This window comes from ANME-2 cluster archaeon (genome assembly GCA_014237145.1).
In the GTDB taxonomy this organism is placed as follows: Archaea; Halobacteriota; Methanosarcinia; order Methanosarcinales; family Methanocomedenaceae; genus Methanocomedens_A.
Genome location: JAAXOC010000020.1, coordinates 1 through 16993 on the forward strand (window position 1 = coordinate 1; position 16993 = coordinate 16993).

A 16993-nucleotide genomic window follows, 5' to 3' on the forward strand; every position below is an offset into this window, starting at 1 on the left:
TCATTGATCATCCTTGACATCGAATGCAGTATGATCCCGGTAAAGCTCATAAAAGTCCCTACCATAAACAACATAATCATCAACAGTGTCGGCCCGAACATCAAACTACCTCCAAGGTAGAACGTCTTTAGAAAACTCAACCCCATAAACGCCCCGATTCCTCCCAACACCATCCCAGGCACAGTAAAATAATACAGCGGCCGGTTCAGCTCCATATCATACAGCACCCTGACCAGCACCCGCACACCATGGCTCACTGGATTCTCGGTCGAACAGTCCACATCATACCGCACACCAACCTCAACTTCCTTTACCCTCAACCCGGCATTTGAAACATCTGCCAGCATTTCGCTCTCAATACCAAAACCCTTCTGGCTGAACCTGAAACTCGGAATAACACCACCAGAAAAAGCCCGAAACCCGCTTTGCGTATCTGTGATAGTTAATCCACTGTTAAAATTAGTAGCTTTATCCAGCACTGCCTGCCCCAATCTCCTGTATGCCGGCGTACTCTTACCATTCCCGTTCAAATACCGGCTGCCATTCACCACATCAGCCTCACCTGCTAAAATAGCGCCGGTAAGTTTAGGTATATCACCTGGATCATGCTGACCGTCAGCATCCATGGTTACGATAACATCAGCACCACCAGCAGCCTCAAACCCGGTCCTTAGAGCTGCGCCTTTACCCATATTGGTGTGGTGGCGGATAACCTCAAAGCCTGCGAGCCTGGCAACTTCAGATGTACGGTCAGTGCTGCCATCGTCTACTAATATCACACGGTCGGCAAACTGTTTGGTGCGCAGCAGCATACTGCCGATTGCTACTTCCTCGTTATAGGCAGGGAGGATGACTGCTATGTGGGTCATGCGTATGCCTCTGGGGAGTGGGTCCGGTTGTTAGTGGTGGGGTGCCCCTGTGGAAATATATTTATAATGTTATTAAAACCATTGATCTGTGTTAATCCGTGTAAATCCGTGTCTGAAAAATAAAGTTGATCCCACATGGCAGTGATGGTAACGGTCATGTGCCTACCCCCTGGAATAAGAGACTTTTTAATTTATTCTGATCAAGTAGGATAAATGGATCATGGTAAAGAAGATCAACCACAGAGAACACCGGGACACACAGAGTGATATTGTTTTCTCTGTGCACTCTGTGGCTATAAATCGTCCCAGGAAATAATAAAAAGTCTCTGGAATTATGAGTAATTGAGATCAACCGCGGATGAACGCAGCTAAACGCAGATGGCAGTTTAATGTATCTGCGTTCATCTACGTTACCTGCACGCCCTCGGGCGTAGCAGGCACTCAAGTCCTCAGGAGGTGAGAGTATCTGCGGTTCTTTATACCTCTTATCATCATCCTTGACATCCTTTAAGCGCAGCATATATTTTGTGCCGATAGCATTTGTTTCCCACAAATTCTCATAATGATCTTCTCCGTTCCCCATGCCATATTCAGCACCCAGATGATAGACATAGTCAAATCTCCTGCCATCGAACGCCTTTTCAAGCTGCCTGAAGTTCTTCACATTTGCCTTAGTATAATCGTCCCTTCCAGTATTGAAATAATCAAGTGCAATAACTTCATGTACTCTACCTTGCAGTCCATTAACAATGTTTTTCCAAATAAATCCTGCACAGCCAGTTACAAGAATTTGTTTTGCTTCCATGATTATCGTTCTGCTCGAATATTTCCAAATAAAATCTTAAAATAATAGATGATGTTTAAACTATATATATTTAATAGAATTATTTCACATAAATATAAAATCTATTTTTTAATAATGGCATAATATTTAGTGCATGGTAATAAATATTTCCAGAATTGAATTTGTTTCATTTCATTTATCATCCTGTCCATCAAATGCAGTATAATCCCGGTAAAAGTCATAAAAGTCCCAATCAACATCATCATTATCAACAGCGGCGGCCCAAATATCAAACTCAGCCAGGATAAAACTCTCTCAAAAAGCTCAACCCCAGGCCTAGATTAAAAACGTTTCAAAAAAAAATCATATGGTGTGCCTTTTAGATATTTCTAAATTCCTTTATTTAAAATAACATTTGAATCTTACATATTTGTTACATGTATTACATATAATAAGTTATTTGATTAATTTAATAATATTTAATTCAATATATTATTTTTATCATATATCGCTACCTTTTTATTAATAAGAAACCATTTGAAAGTAAATGCTGGCAATTAAAAACCTGTTCAGGAATAAGCTCAGGACACTACTAAATATAATTGGCGTCATGCTGGCAATTATTTCACTGGTAATTCTTGCTTCACTGGGAAGTGGATTATTGGACACTGGAGAACAGGTGTTAAAGGATAGCTCCATGCACCTCTGGATGAAAGGACGGCCTGTTGACCTTCAGACCCAGTATATCCAATCCTCGCAGGCCAGGATCAGTGATGTTCACCAAATAAGTACACAAACACTGGCAGATCCCAGGGTCAATGTGTCAACCCCCTTACTTACTGAAATTGTATATGCACATAAAGAAGGAGAGGATCCGAAGGCTGTATTTGGCCTTGGTGTGGATACGGGTGGTCCTCTAGTAACAATATCCTCTGGTGCGCCAATTTCTACAAGCACATTGTATAATGGGGGCACATACGACGGTCCCTTCACAAGTGAAGTGCTGGTGGATTCCAGGGCAGCACGTCTTCTGGGTGTTGAGGTTGGTGATACCATCTTTGCCGGAAAGACCATATCAGATGCCAGGAACAGGCAATTTAAAGTGGTAGGAATTTCGGATTCGCTCTCCACTTTCAGTCTCAATGCTATGGTGATATTCCCATTCCCCGAATTCCAGCTTATTACCGGGAATCATTATCAAGACAGTGCATCAATGATCATCGTGCGGCTAAATGACGTAAATACGGCAGAACAGGTAAAAAATGATCTTCAACAACAATATCCTGAATACCAGATAAATACGAACAGGGAGTTTTTAAATAATATTATTGAGCAGAACGGTTTTTTCATAGTCTCAGCCTTTTCTATTGTGATACTGGCTATAGTAATGGGTACTTCCCTTATCATATTGACAATGCTTTTATCGTTAAATGAAAGGAAAAAAGAGATCGGGATATTGCAGGTAGTTGGTTTTTCCAGGCTGTCCATTGCAAGGAACTTTGGGTTTGAAGGATTTATTATTTCTATTATTGGAGGAATATCTGGTATATTATTAAGCATGCCGGTTGCTGAAATAATAAATCAGGTAGTAAAAAGAATGACAGGTCTTGATGAGTTGCTGGTTCTTGATACTAAGATCATGTTATTAGGCTTTTTAATGGCAGTAATTATTGGATTATTGTCAACCCTGGCAACCATCTGGCGGCTATCAACGATCAAACCAATGGAACAGATCAGAAGTGTATAGATAAATGTTCACTTGTGTTTTTACATCTCAAATTTTAGGTCATTTAACGATACATATTTATAGTGTTAATCCATTATTATAATATTAAGATTTGGGATAAAGTTATGAAATATCTCGTATAATAAAAATCATTTGTACAATTTTAATCATTAAAGGAGTTTGTATAAAAAAATGCTCACAAGTGTAGTATCCAGTGCCGCAACAACCACTGCAGCAACAACCAGTGCGATTTCGTTAACAACACCCATAGGTCTTCCGGAATACGGAGTACTGGCAGTTATTGCACTAATTGTATTGCTCTCAGCCAAAGAGATACTCTCGGCATCTGATAAATGGAACAGAGCCTTAAGCTCCTCTCTGAACTTGAGTATCGTACCTCTGTTATTCTGTTTTGCTTTAATCGTTGTATTCCAAATAGTTTTGGTGATAGGGCCTTAAATTCCCCTCAGAACTTGGGTATCTATCCCCTGTTAATCTCTTTTGTTTTAATCGTTATTTGCACAATAAGAAACGGGCTGAATAGTAGCGTTATTTGAAATATAAATGTAGTTTTAGCTTTAGATTAGGCCCAGTGTCGGCCCCATCAGGGGTATCACGCCGAACAGGAATATGTTTACTGTACCGTGGGTTACAGTGATCAACGGAAGGCTTCTGGTCTTCTGGAACATGTAACCCATCAGAAGTCCTGCCAGCGATGTGAAAAACATTTCATAGAATGTGCCGTATCCCGAGTGAAGTACACCGAATAATATGCTGGTAACCACAAGACCTGAGAACATGCCCATCGATTCTTCCATACGGGTTTGGAGTATAGACCTGAAGATAAGCTCCTCAATTAATCCAATAAATATGATCATCACTATTGAGAGTTTTAGAACATTTAAGAAAGACAGGTCCGCAATCAGGGTTCCTGCATGAATAATATAATGTTCTCCCAGAGCGATGGCAAAACCAACTATCACTGATACCGGTATGATCAGCTTCCAGTATTTAAAAGTAAATCCTAACTGTTCAAAAGTAAATCCCTGGTGGACCGCAATAATATAGACCGGGATGATCAGGGGTGTGTATATGAAAATATACAAATACAGGGTCATATCAAAAAATATTGGCATGGATATGTTGACCAGCCGCAGCAATGGAAGCAGCATCAATGCCTGGTACGGCTTGAAAAGGTATGTATCACCGGTATATACAGTGGCCAGTGCCAGGCCTATCAGTACAAATACATGCACCCATATGGAATATTGCATATTCCCTGAAAATAACAGTAGCTCTGCCAGTATGATCAGAAGTACAGGCAGAATTAGCAAAATATTTTGATATTTCACTAATTTTTCCGTTGATTTTGGAATTCCCAGTTGAGTATTTTCATATTCCATATTGCAACTCCGAAACATCGATCCACAGATGCAGGTCCCTGTATGGCACAGTAAAATTATTTTCCCAATAAAGTAAAAACTGAAGTTTCATATCAGTCCCCGCCCTGTCAGGCGTGAACGTCACATGCTGCTCCCAGGTTTCATTATGGGCCAGCATGATCTCCTGATTCCTTGTTAGCGATTCATTTTCCAGTACCAGGGCCAGTGAATAATTTATCTGCGCATATTCATGGTTCACTACACCCACGATCACTGTGGCGCTATCACCCAGTATGAATTCAACGGGATAATCATCAGCCATTCCGCCAGGCCCCAGGATATAGAACTCAGTGAACTTCTCACCCTGTTTGGGTGTGACGATCACATATACCAGCATTACAACTGATGCAATTATTGAGATCACCAGTATCACGGTCAGGATCCTATCAACCCTTGATTCGGGTTTTGTAAATATTTCCTCATGTATTGATGCAAAAAATGCCGCAAATGGTACTGAGAACACCTCTTCCACAGGCAGTTCTGAGCGCCTGTATATTGTTATCGCACACATGATCAGTGTAAAGATCATAAGTGTGGCAAGTATGGGTATTAACCTTATTCCCCATGGTGTGTAGTTGAGGCCCAGGCCAAGTAGCGGTACCACTGCGATACTAAGCCCGAAACTGAGGGCAATTCTCTCGATTGCGTCCAGGTCGTCCTTTTTCGGGAACAAAGCTGCTATCAGGGCATACCCTGGAAAGAACAGCACCATGGGAAGTCCCAGCACAGTACGGATCCATGTATTACTCAAAGGTGGGACTACAATAAAAATTACAGTTAATATTGTATAAGCAATGATAATAAAAATATCAGAAGGGATAATTTTTTTATAAGGCATCTGTTGAAATTGTAAATCTTGTTGAATCTATTTAACAATTATGTATTTATTTGTATTGTTCTCATAATTGGCTGGTATCTTATAATATGGATATATGAGTAACCCTCTCAAAGTCCATATATGATCAGTAATTCCAATGGACATGCCCGGAGTTCGTTTTTCTAACATCTACTGCAAATTACTATAGATGCTCGTTTTAGGAAGTATCTTCAAGGCATGGTAAGTTTGTATAAAATCGAAATACGCCATCATCAAAACCTAGTGTCGAGTCAACCTTCAAGTGTAAGATTATGAAGGGCATAGGGCACAATTCTAAAATCAAATTATTTCAATAATTATATTAGACGCAGATTTACACTGATACATTCACTTCCGCGGGAAGTGAATGCCTGCTACGCCTTAAGGGCGTGCAGGTTACACAGATACAACCTTAAATCTGCGTAAATCAGTGTAAATCTGTGTCTTAAAAATAACTGGGAAATGGAACAGTGTCAGATAATATATCTAGCGATATTGTATGGTTGACTCGACACTAGTGTAAAGTCAAGCGTAAAGTGTCGCATTAATTTTTTAAAATCCGCCTGTGTTATATAAGATATGGCAGATGGTCGCTATACGTTTCATGGTTGACTTGACACTAGAGGAATTCCCGCTATACTACAGGAAACTGTTCGCCGACTATCAAAGTTGTTTGAGTGCAGAACGATATATATTAAATACAATCAGAAAGTTATATCACTAAGATATTGTCAATAAAATTGTGTGACACATTTATTAAATTTAGCTATTTAAAGTATAAAATATAGGAGCATAACTATTCATGTTATATCGGTTATTTTGCTTTTTCTTAATTGCCACTGTATTGTTACCCCCTGCAAGTGCAGCAGTATCAGAATTATTTGTAACGCCTGAGAATCCTGTTGTAGGGGATACGATCACTATTAGCGGCACTGCATCACCAGATGAACCGGTGAATGTAGTCGTTTCTTTTGAAAAAACCGTATCGCCATCGGATGGGATGTATTTGTACAGGATGGACGGTATTGAGGTTCCGTCCGGTTCAAATACTTTCACAGTGACAGCCAGAGATGTTGTAGATCTTAACGTCAGGTTGAAGTTGTCATTGTGGTGGACAAAACCTGCTGTTGCCACAGGAGGTATTGCAACTGTATCACACTCCAATTTGGAACCCGGTATTTATAGTGCTCAGATAGATGGTACACCAGCGGCCGGTACACCCCATGTCACACTTGATATTACAGCGGCGCAGGATATTAATGCTGATGCCAGCGGTAATTTTGTATATAGTTATGCTACAAATTCTATACCCATTGGCGATTTTCAATTAATTGTGAGTGGTCTGGCTAAAACAATAACTCTTTCTCCAAAATCTGATGAAAGTAGCAGCGTTGGAGGAGGAAGCAGTGGAGGTGGTGCAAGCCTAGAAACCTTTGAGAATTTACTTATATCAGAAACCCAGAGGGAATACGTGACAAAGGACTCGAATGTAAGTTATTATTTTCATCTGGACGGTAACGTTGTCAGATATATCAACTTCACTTGTTTGACTAATTCAAGTACTATTGCTTCAAAAGTGGAAATACTGGATCATACCTCGACATTGGTTGACAGTACCCCGCCAGATATTGTATATAAAAATCTGAATATCGGGGTAGGGAACCTTGGATGGGCAAACCCGGAAAATATTGCCAGTCCTACTATTAACTTCTTTGTAGAAAAATCATGGGTAACTGAGAATAATATTGACAAATCTACTATCAGGTTAAATAGATACAATGGTGGGCAGTGGAACCGCCTTGATACTGAAAAGATGGGGGAAGATGAAGATAATCTGTACTTTGATGCACAAACACCGGAATTTTCTTCATTTGCAATTACCGGAAAGGTAAAACAATCAGGAATTGTCCAGCCAACATCAACTAATGATTTAGAATCTGGTTTGATGCCGCAAACTATTGAACCCCATGAAACAAAACCAATGCAAAGTACAAGTAAAACCACAGGTTTCGAGATAAGCACAGGGGTTTTAGGGTTATTAATTGTAATATTTATTATTAGAAAAAAATACTGAATGCGATAAGTATTTTTATCATGAATATACTTATTGATATAGTTAATAAATTTTTCAAGCATATAAAATTATTAATATAATATATTCATAGGTGGGTTTAGAATTGGGTAGATCATACGTTATTTTATTTACAGTGTTTATATTCTTTTTAATTCCGGCTGCAGCTGGTTCAGCTATGGATGGTCAGTACTTGCTCAATATTAGTATCAATTCCACTGAAAATGTGTCATTTGCCAATCATAACGAATCGCCAATGGAAGGTAACTGGATCAAATTAAGCGGCGGCACACCTGTAACATTACCTGCTTTGAATCTCGTTTTCAATGGCGTAAATAGTAGCAATTTTACGCGTAGCGGCAAGACTATAAATATTACAGCCAGTGTTGACAATTATTCGGATTACATGATTGAGTATCCGTATTCCAGTCATTCCATATATACAAATGTAAGCGGTAACAATGAAGTGAATTTAAGTTTTTTTGGCTCAAGCCACTTTGCCGATTGTAATATAGATATTTATCTTGTAAGTTCCACTCCTGATGAAGTATGGGATATGTTCAATGATGTAATCGACGGGAATACTACTCTTATCAGAAATCTGATAAATGATTCAGAGAAAAAACTCAATTATTCTCTTAACAGTACCGGAGACAATTCCAGTATACGTTTCGGACCTCAGCAGGCTGGCAATTATGTGATATTTGTCCTGCTTAATTCATCTCACACAAATACAAATGAATATTCCATACTTTCTGCAACTGCTGTTCAGGTATTAAAGTACGAATCTGTAGTAACAGCGCCATCAAAGGCAAAAACCAATCATTTTTTTAATGTTAAGATAAAACTTACCGATGTTAAAGAAGGCAATTATACTTTCGGTGCAATCATGATACATAAGGATGCTTACGAGGCTAGATTGAGATTTGAGTTCAATGGTACAAGGGACCAGACCAATCTTACTATTGATGGGGCAGATATTGTCGAGAAGGGCGAACTTACGGGAATAAACCTTAACAGCTTAAACACAAAAAAGCTTCAGGAAATAATCGAAACTGTAATTGGTCCTGAAAATGGCACAGTATCCTTTACAGATGAGACAGATTCAACACGTGCATTTTTTTCACTCACTACCAACGACCTGAATACCGGTGATTACTACCTGCTTGTGGGTGCATATGAATCTGGTGAAGGACTGGTGGCTTTCAATCAAGATATTATCAACATCTATCCTTCACCTCCTTCTCCCCACAGTAGCAGCGGTGGTGTAGGCCACAGCGATGAACCTGGGAATGTAGAAAAAACAGTCAATCTAAGGAAATATCTTAAAGCAGGTGATTCTTCGACATACAACTTTAACAACGTAGTAACTTCAGTTGAAGTTACACCAGACAAAACCTATGGCCTGGTGGCAGCGAAGATAGAAGTTCTGCACGGCCAGCCAGCCAGTATAACCACTGAACCACCTGCCGGTGAAATATACAATTATGTTAATGTATTTGTCGGAACCAGTGGATGGTCTGAAGGTAAGTTGTCCAGTTCAGTTATAAATTTCCAGGTACCTGCAAGCTGGTTCAAAGAGAACAACATCGACCCGGCCTCGGTCATCCTGTACAGGCACCACAACGGCAATTGGCACCCCCTTAAGACCACAATGAGCGGGCAGGCAGGCAGATACTACCAGTATTCATCGCCTACTCCCGGATTATCTACATTTATGATACTGGGGTCTGTTGGGGACTCTGGTGACGTAGAACCTGTTGCTACACCTGATCTTGGTACTGTAGCTGGTTCCACACCTACGCCTGAAGCTACTTGGATCTCGGACAAGGGGATACCAGGATTTGGGCTACTGCTTGGGATTATGGGGGTACTGATTGCAGTATATTCAAGAAGGAAATAAGATAAGTAATTTTGAGGGGTGCAATGCCCCACATTCTCTTTTTTAATCAGGACCAAATACCAGATTATAGGCACGTCTGGAATTCCGGGCACATGTTGCCACCCGCAACCGACCGCCAGGGTATGCTTTTTAGGTATCCTGCTGCGGCACAGGTCTGCCCGGACCAGATGGGGGGCAGAAATACTTATTGTCGATGTGAGCTAAAAGAAGTTATCAAGATTGTCAAGGTCATGATGGGGTGGTGTGACGGTTTATGAAATTCAGGCATAGTGGTGGAGAATATCGAATGATACCAGATGCAACACCAATTACAGACAGCTCTACTGCAAACGGGGGCGGGTATTATGAAAGCCAGTAGAAACATTCAAAAAAAATGGTACAGCATGGTGATTTTGATAGCTTTTGCTGCTGTGATGCTTGCCGCATCCATAGCACCAGTGCTGGCATCGGCAACATACATCCCGCCCGATCCGGAAAACCTTGCGAACACCACAGACAACTACTTGGCAAACTACACAGTCAGGACAGGAAACGCAACCGAAGTCATCAAATCTAACACGGATGCAGGCGTAACCAGCGAGGTTTTCAAATTTATTGCCTATTACGGGTGGATCAATTGCTCAGGTATAAACTGGGCAGATCCAGGGTTAACACTTGTCATCATTGCTGATGATAACCAGGGCGAAATTCAACAGGTTCGTGGTGCAGGCGTTGAGGTTTATTTTTATATAGCATTGGGCAGTACATATAAAATTTCCTCTGATAAGGATGGCTGGGAGCATAGCATAAAGAATTCTATTGACAGCCATGATTATGTTGACGGTTTTTTCTGGGACGAAATTGATCCGGGTTATTACGGGCAAGATAACAAAGACGATTTTAACCAGCGATTAACTGCAATAAATTCTTATGTTCACTCAAAAGATCAGAAGACAATTGCTAACGGCGTTAGATATTATGCAGACCACTGTGGGAGTGATTATTATATGTGGGAGAGTTTCATGAGTTCCTTTACAGGATCAGTAGAGAGTCCTGACTATCATTATGTGGATTTTTTTGACACAACAGGATCTAATAGTGATTCCTACCAGTGGATCAATAATATTGATAAATGGAAATATCTGCAAAATAGATATGTACTAAATAAAACACTAGTGCACTGTTATGGCGATCCTTTAGATGATAATAAAAGTAATTACGGCTATATCGCTGCTCGTGTATTAAGAGTAAAAGGATTCAGTTATGTAAATAATAGAAACTTTGCATCAACAGCCGTAACCCTTGCCAAAGGAATGAGATGGGATCTGGGAACTCAATTTGATTATACGGTAGATGAAAGCAATGAAACATTAAGCGGCCAGTTTGCCAATGGCAACGTAGAAGATGATGTGGGAAAAACAGTTTCCACAGGAAATGCATTCTATTTTTTATTTGATGAAACAATAGCACCGGCAAGCATCACTGGTCTCAACAGCATAACATACGAGCAGACCTGCATCAACTGGACATGGACAGATCCCGCAGACACTGACTTTGAGAAGGTAATGATCTATCTTGATGGAGCATTCGAGACAAACGTTTCAAAGTGTGACAAGCACTACAACGCGACAGGACTTTCACCTGAGACCAACTACATGATCAGCACGCATACGGCCGATACTTCCGGAAACGTCAATGAGACATGGGTAAACGACACTGCAAGGACAGAGCCGTCTCCTGACACGACACCGACACCACCTAGTGATGGCAGCAACAGTCGTGGTGGCGGTGGTGGTGGCATGAGCGATGAACCTGGGAATGTAGAAGAAACGGTCTTTTTAAGGATATATCTTCGAGCTGGTGATTCTGCAACCTACAACTTCAATAATACATTAACATCAGTTGAAGTTACACCCGAAAAAACCTATGGCCTGGTGGGAGCAAAGGTCGAAGTCCTGGCAGACCGTCCGGGCAGTATAACCACTGACCCACCCAACGGTGTATTATACAAGTATTTCAATGTATTTGTTGGAAACCTTGGATGGTCTGAAGGTAAGTTCTCCAGTTCAGTTATCAATTTCCAGGTACCTGCAAGCTTGTTCGGGGAGAACAACATCGGCCCTGCCACTGTTACCCTGTACAGGCATCACGATGGCGAGTGGCAGCCCCTTAAGACCACAATGACCGGGCAGGCTGGCGGAAACTACCAGTATTCATCACCGACTCCCGGATTCTCTACATTTATGATACTGGGGCAGGTCGAGGAGTCCGGTACCGTAGAACCGGTTGCTACAACAGATTCCGGTATAGTGGCTAATTCCACACCCACGCCTGAAGCTACTTCGACCTCGACCAAAGGGACACCCGGATTCGGGATACTGGTGGGGATTATAGGAATACTGATCGCTGTGTATTCAGTAAGGAAATAAGAGTGGAGAATTTTGAGGGGTTCAATGCCCCTCGATCTCATTTTTTATCAGGACCAAATATTACATTCCAGACACATCTGAAATCCCTTACACAACATTTGATATCACTTAAGCAACCATTTCCATAACGGCTTATACACTATTTTCTTGCCACCCTTGATCTCTTCCCCTTCAAGATCACCTGTTATTATCAAGCCATCGTTTAATTTGAACTCATCTACAGCTTCAATCAGACCATTGATCTCCCGGTCCTTATTTTCATCTGTTAGTTCATAGCAAACCTGTATGGCTTCTTCGACCTCTCTGCCTTGTGTTGTTAAAAAATCGCATTCATACTTGTTTTTCCAGTAATATACGTCTTTATCCCGTCTTTTAAGTTCGATCAGGACAACATTCTCATATAATCTACCGATATTTTGAGAGAACTTAAATGAGATTGCATTTATCAAACCGGTATCGATCACATAGACCTTTTTTGGGTTTGCAAACTGCTCTTTCAATTTGCCATATTTTGGAACTATAAATATAAAGTTTATGTCGGCAGCGCAGGCCAAATATGTGAATAACGTATTTTTACTGATTTTTTTACCCTGTGATTTCAGGTTATTATAATACTTGTTAGTTGAAAAATAAGAAGAAAAATTATTTACAAGATATAGAAGCATCTCCTTTACAGTGGCAAAGCTCCTTATCTGGTATCTATCTACCAGGTCTTTGTAGAATATAAGATCAAAATACTCCTGAAGGATCTTGGTCTTGAGGGTATTGTCTTTATCCACAATTTCCGGAAATCCACCGAATTCGATATACTCTATAAGCAAATTCTTAATTTTGTGGCGCAATGGTGTATACTCGAAGTTCCTTTGTAAAGTTAGACCTTTAACGTTCAGGAATTCCTTGAATGAATAAGGAAAAATACGATATGTCAATGTTCTTCCGCGCAGTCCGGTTGCTATCTCCTTGCTCAAAAGTTTTGAACTTGAACCTGTGACACATATTTCTACATTTTCCTGATCGTAGAGCCTTCTGAGGAAGGTTTCCCAGAAAGGAACCTCCTGTATCTCATCGAAAAAAATGTAAAGTTTCTCATCTTTGTTATCAGGATATAGCTCATAATAAGCATCTAATATCAAGTCAAGTTCTTCTTTTTTTATAGGAAAAAGCCTTTCATCTTCGAAATTTATGTAAATGATCTTGTCTTTATTTTCACTCTTGAGCTGGTTTATGATCTGGTACATAAAATATGTTTTTCCGGCTCTTCGCGAACCAATGATGGTGTTGATCTTACCTGAAAAGTAAATTTGTGTATCTCTTTGGGCAAACTTTACATCACGCTCTTGAGCTAAAATTATAAGTTTTTTGATTGTTTCTTTATCCATGCTTCGTATATAAGGACAGATTATATTAAATCTTTCCCTGTTTATGAATACATATTTGAAACCGCAGATTAACGTAAATTAACGCAGATGGATGAACCTTTGATACGATCAATCACATGCCGCACAAACTGGTATCTTTAAGAATATCAATCTCTTTTTCACGGTTTACAAATCTCATATATATTCACTTACTGAATTATTAAACATTTCATATCCCCTTCAAATTAAATGGTAATTGCTCATAGTGCTCTGAATTTTGAGACACAGATTACACTGATTACACAGATTGATAGTGGTTGTGAAAATCAGTGTAATCGGTGAAATCTGTGTCTACATTAATCTTGCATTTGACCATACTTTTTGAAGTGGATACAACATTTCGGTATTTTTACCTAAAAATCAACTTTCCACTTCTATGTTGCAGTGAGGAAAGAGTTTTATGCTTTATTCAAATCAAATCTCCATTGCAATGGTAAATTTTACATCAAACCTTTTATTACGTATGAGACTTTAATATAGAAACTTTCCACCATAACAGAAGGTTTTATGTAGTTAAATACCAAATGTAATAACATGAAAGAAATAATAAAACGATGGAATCCATGGTGGCTATATGGCAGGGTCCCCGAATCAAAAACACGTATTATAAGACCTGGAACACTCAGTGGGATCGCAAAGCTGCTGGAAATAAAAGAGATCATCTGCATAACCGGTGTACGCAGGTGTGGAAAATCAACAATACTATACCAGCTAATAGATCACCTGATCGAGAACGGGATTGCTCCGCCGACAAATATACTGTATTTCAACCTGGATGAACCGCTTGAAGATAAAAGTATCAACATACTTGACAGTATTTTCGAGAACTACATCGAGATAAACAATCCAGCAGGTCGGAAGTACATATTTTTGGACGAAATACAGAACATAGAAAACTGGGAAAAATGGCTAAAAAAATATTACGACCTCTATGACACTGATATCAAATTCGTAATAACCGGTTCAAATAGTACGATGCTTTCTGATAAGCTGTCAACACTGCTAACAGGCAGGATCATCTCAAAGACCGTTTATCCGTTATCGTTCAGGGAATATCTGGGATTTGTGGGGTTCGAGCTTAAACACACAGATGTGCAAAGAAGTGAAGTTGTTCACCATTTTTTGAACTACCTGAACAATGGTGGGTTTCCCGAGGTTGTCCTGGGAGATGATGCAGATATAAACCACATGCGACTAAATGAATACTTCGACAGCATCCTTTTGCGGGATGTCGTATTGAGCAAAAAAATAAGGGAAGGTTCAAAAATGATCGAACTGGCGAACTATTCCCTTACAAATATTTCAGCCCTGTTGAGCTACATGAAAATATCAAAAGCGATAGGGTTGTCAGTAAGCAGTGTAAAGGAATATCTTCTATATTTGGAACAGGCGTACCTTATCTATCAACTTAACTTTTTTTCGTATTCCATAAAAACATCATTAGCCATCCAGAAACCAAGAAAAATATATTGCATTGACAATGGTCTTCGGAATGCGGCGTCTTTCAAATTCTCATCTGATGAAGGTAGACTTGCAGAGAACAGTACTTTTATCGAACTGAAAAGAAGAAATCTTGATCTATATTACTGGAAAGGTCGCAAAGAGGTGGATTTTGTTGTAAGGAATAGGGATAATACCCTGACTGGAATTAATGTCACTTACACTGATGTTATAGATGAAAGAGAGATCAAAGCATTGCTTGAATTTAAAGAATACTTTAAGGGAAGAGTTTCAGAACTGATACTGCTTACAAGGAATGTTGAAAGATCAGAAGACGGGATAACGTATGTTCCTATCTGGAAATGGCTGCTTGGGTCTGGTGAGTAGATACGGATGTTCATATCTGGCATGAACACTTTAAAATTCAGGATACTACTAAAAAAAAACAGAACAGACAAATACCCATAAACTGCTGTGAAATTATTCATTGAATACATCAAGTTCTGTTTTGGTACATCAATCCAGCCTTTTTCTCACAGCCTGGGCATGAGCATGTAAACCCTCGGCCTCAGCCAGTGATGTAATAGTACTTTCAAGTCCTGCCAGTCCTTCCCTGCTCAGCTTCTGGATAGTAGACTTCTTGATAAAATGGTCCACGTTCAGCCCTGAATATATCCTGCCATACCCGGCAGTGGGCAGCACATGATTGGTACCTGATGCATAATCCCCTACTGACACCGGGGTATACTGACCAAGGAATATGGAGCCGGCATTTATAATCTCTTTAAGCACTCTTTCATCAGCAGCAGTCATGACTTCCAGGTGTTCAGGCGCAAATCGGTTTGAAAAATCAATACAATCGTCTATCGAATCTGCAACAAGTACGGCAGCATTCTCAAGTGATTGCTCAATTATCTCCTTTCTCTTTGCGGTTTTTGCCATTTCCTGCAGGCTGGCCTTCACCTTTGCTGCCACATCCGTTGATGTGGTCACCAGTACAGATATGGCATTGGGATCGTGTTCGGCCTGGGCAAGCATATCAGCAGCAATGAATCCAGGCTCTGCTGTGTCATCGGCTATGATAAGCACTTCACTGGGCCCGGCAGGGAAATCTATCTCGCAATGGTCCCTGACCATCATCTTGGCAGCCGTCACATACACATTCCCGGGCCCCACGATCTTATCAACTGCCCAAACAGAGTCCGTACCATAGGCCATGGCACCCACGGCCTGCACTCCGCCTACCTGGTAGATATGGTCAGCTCCTGCAATGTGTGCCGCAGCCAGTGTCAGCGGGTTTACCCCATCAGGTCCGGGCGGAGTACATACGACTACCTTCTTCACACCTGCAACCTTTGCCGGTATTACGGTCATCAGTGCAGTGGATGGGTACGCTGCCCTGCCGCCCGGTACATATGCGCCAACCACGGCCAGAGGTGTGGTCTTCTGCCCCAGCATGACACCGGGTGAGGATTCCATGAACCACTGTGATTCGCCCAGTTGTGCCCTGTGGAACGTCATGATGTTGTCGGCCGCAACCTCCAGGTGCTCAATGAGATTGGGGAGGACTGTATCCAGGGCGGACTTTATTGTGTTATTGTCTACTTCGATCTCATCAATGTCAACACCATCGAATTGTTTGGTGTACTGCCGGATTGCGGTATCGCCCTGGTTCTTCACATCCCCGAGGATGCCGGATACGGTGTCGGTGACATCCTGTATTCCGCCTGCCCTGTCAAGCAGGCGCTGTGATTCCTGGATTGTAAGATTGCTGAGTTGCTTGTGTATCATCTGTACCATGTTAATGATTTGAAAGTAAATAATGTTTGTTTTTGATCATTTTATTCCTGGTTATATCTGCCAAAGGATGTTTTCTCTTAAAGAAAACCATAACCAGATTATCCCCTTAGCAGGAACAATACCCCAAACACCAAAAATAAAATACCGGACCCAATCCTCAATTTATCCATCGGCACCATTGTCTGCAACTTCCCCCCAATAGCAACACCCAGCGCACTTACCAGCCCCAGCCCCAGCACTGCACCCAGGAACACCATTATAGGGGCATGGTACTGG

At 40.7% G+C, this 16993-nt stretch carries 14 protein-coding genes; 6 read left to right on the top strand and 8 right to left on the bottom strand.

Going from position 1 to position 16993, the window contains the following annotated elements; genetic code table 11:
* Both HF974_03155 and HF974_03160 read right to left on the bottom strand, forming a co-directional pair.
* On the bottom strand, positions 1 to 869 hold an 869-nt coding region (locus tag HF974_03155), incomplete at its 3' end, for a glycosyltransferase family 2 protein (protein MBC2697336.1).
* Between the two features lie 154 nt (positions 870 to 1023).
* Positions 1024 to 1674 carry an NAD-dependent epimerase/dehydratase family protein gene (locus HF974_03160; GenBank protein ID MBC2697337.1) on the bottom strand — a complete coding sequence of 217 codons (651 nt, stop codon included), beginning with the start codon at positions 1672 to 1674 and terminating at the stop codon, positions 1024 to 1026.
* 526 nt (positions 1675 to 2200) lie between these two features.
* Here HF974_03160 and HF974_03165 point away from each other — a divergent pair.
* Positions 2201 to 3400 carry an FtsX-like permease family protein gene (locus HF974_03165; protein ID MBC2697338.1) on the top strand — a complete coding sequence of 400 codons (1200 nt, stop codon included), beginning with the start codon at positions 2201 to 2203 and terminating at the stop codon, positions 3398 to 3400.
* Positions 3401 to 3549: 149 nt separating this feature from the next.
* Here HF974_03165 and HF974_03170 read toward each other — a convergent pair whose 3' ends face one another.
* The 3 genes from HF974_03170 to HF974_03180 all read right to left on the bottom strand — a co-directional run bounded on the left by HF974_03170 (position 3550) and on the right by HF974_03180 (position 5659).
* A complete protein-coding gene (locus tag HF974_03170) occupies positions 3550 to 3708 on the bottom strand; it encodes a hypothetical protein (GenBank protein ID MBC2697339.1) in 159 nt (52 codons plus the stop codon).
* A gap of 249 nt (positions 3709 to 3957) precedes the next feature.
* Positions 3958 to 4782 (bottom strand): CPBP family intramembrane metalloprotease, encoded by an 825-nt coding sequence (locus tag HF974_03175; GenBank protein ID MBC2697340.1) that lies wholly within the window; start codon positions 4780 to 4782, stop codon positions 3958 to 3960.
* Positions 4772 to 5659 (bottom strand): DUF1616 domain-containing protein, encoded by an 888-nt coding sequence (locus HF974_03180; GenBank protein MBC2697341.1) that lies wholly within the window; start codon positions 5657 to 5659, stop codon positions 4772 to 4774. The genes HF974_03175 and HF974_03180 overlap by 11 nt, the downstream gene beginning before the upstream one ends.
* An 862-nt stretch (positions 5660 to 6521) precedes the next feature.
* Between HF974_03180 and HF974_03185 the strand changes: the two genes are divergently transcribed.
* The 4 genes from HF974_03185 to HF974_03200 all read left to right on the top strand — a co-directional run bounded on the left by HF974_03185 (position 6522) and on the right by HF974_03200 (position 12059).
* Positions 6522 to 7751 (top strand): PGF-pre-PGF domain-containing protein, encoded by a 1230-nt coding sequence (locus HF974_03185; protein ID MBC2697342.1) that lies wholly within the window; start codon positions 6522 to 6524, stop codon positions 7749 to 7751.
* A 103-nt stretch (positions 7752 to 7854) separates the two neighbouring features.
* On the top strand, positions 7855 to 9651 hold the full coding sequence (locus HF974_03190; GenBank protein ID MBC2697343.1) for a TIGR04279 domain-containing protein: 1797 nt from the start codon (positions 7855 to 7857) through the stop codon (positions 9649 to 9651).
* Between the two features lie 92 nt (positions 9652 to 9743).
* The gene (locus HF974_03195) at positions 9744 to 9908 is read left to right on the top strand and encodes a hypothetical protein (protein ID MBC2697344.1); all 165 of its coding nucleotides are present in this window, start codon (positions 9744 to 9746) and stop codon (positions 9906 to 9908) included.
* Positions 9909 to 9995: 87 nt separating this feature from the next.
* Positions 9996 to 12059, top strand: coding sequence for a PGF-pre-PGF domain-containing protein (locus HF974_03200; protein MBC2697345.1), 2064 nt, complete (start codon positions 9996 to 9998; stop codon positions 12057 to 12059).
* Positions 12060 to 12163: 104 nt separating this feature from the next.
* On the opposite strand, the gene HF974_03205 is transcribed toward HF974_03200, so the two are convergent.
* Positions 12164 to 13438, bottom strand: coding sequence for an ATP-binding protein (locus HF974_03205; GenBank protein MBC2697346.1), 1275 nt, complete (start codon positions 13436 to 13438; stop codon positions 12164 to 12166).
* A 573-nt stretch (positions 13439 to 14011) separates the two neighbouring features.
* Here HF974_03205 and HF974_03210 point away from each other — a divergent pair.
* A complete protein-coding gene (locus tag HF974_03210) occupies positions 14012 to 15304 on the top strand; it encodes an ATP-binding protein (protein MBC2697347.1) in 1293 nt (430 codons plus the stop codon).
* Positions 15305 to 15433: 129 nt separating this feature from the next.
* Here HF974_03210 and hisD read toward each other — a convergent pair whose 3' ends face one another.
* Positions 15434 to 16708, bottom strand: coding sequence for a histidinol dehydrogenase (gene hisD, locus HF974_03215; GenBank protein MBC2697348.1), 1275 nt, complete (start codon positions 16706 to 16708; stop codon positions 15434 to 15436).
* 107 nt (positions 16709 to 16815) lie between these two features.
* Positions 16816 to 16993 (bottom strand): TMEM165/GDT1 family protein (locus HF974_03220; GenBank protein ID MBC2697349.1); only part of this gene is annotated, 178 nt, incomplete at its 5' end.

Excerpts from the sequence above, each read along its gene's own strand:
- HF974_03200 (MBC2697345.1), top strand. The coding sequence starts at position 9,996 with ATGAAAGCCAGTAGAAACATTCAAAAAAAATGGTACAGCATGGTGATT.
- HF974_03210 (MBC2697347.1), top strand. The coding sequence starts at position 14,012 with ATGAAAGAAATAATAAAACGATGGAATCCATGGTGGCTATATGGCAGG.
- HF974_03205 (MBC2697346.1), bottom strand. The coding sequence starts at position 13,438 with ATGGATAAAGAAACAATCAAAAAACTTATAATTTTAGCTCAAGAGCGT.
- HF974_03175 (MBC2697340.1), bottom strand. The coding sequence starts at position 4,782 with ATGGAATATGAAAATACTCAACTGGGAATTCCAAAATCAACGGAAAAA.
- HF974_03165 (MBC2697338.1), top strand. The coding sequence starts at position 2,201 with ATGCTGGCAATTAAAAACCTGTTCAGGAATAAGCTCAGGACACTACTA.
- HF974_03160 (MBC2697337.1), bottom strand. The coding sequence starts at position 1,674 with ATGGAAGCAAAACAAATTCTTGTAACTGGCTGTGCAGGATTTATTTGG.
- HF974_03180 (MBC2697341.1), bottom strand. The coding sequence starts at position 5,659 with ATGCCTTATAAAAAAATTATCCCTTCTGATATTTTTATTATCATTGCT.
- hisD (MBC2697348.1), bottom strand. The coding sequence starts at position 16,708 with ATGATACACAAGCAACTCAGCAATCTTACAATCCAGGAATCACAGCGC.
- HF974_03195 (MBC2697344.1), top strand. The coding sequence starts at position 9,744 with ATGTTGCCACCCGCAACCGACCGCCAGGGTATGCTTTTTAGGTATCCT.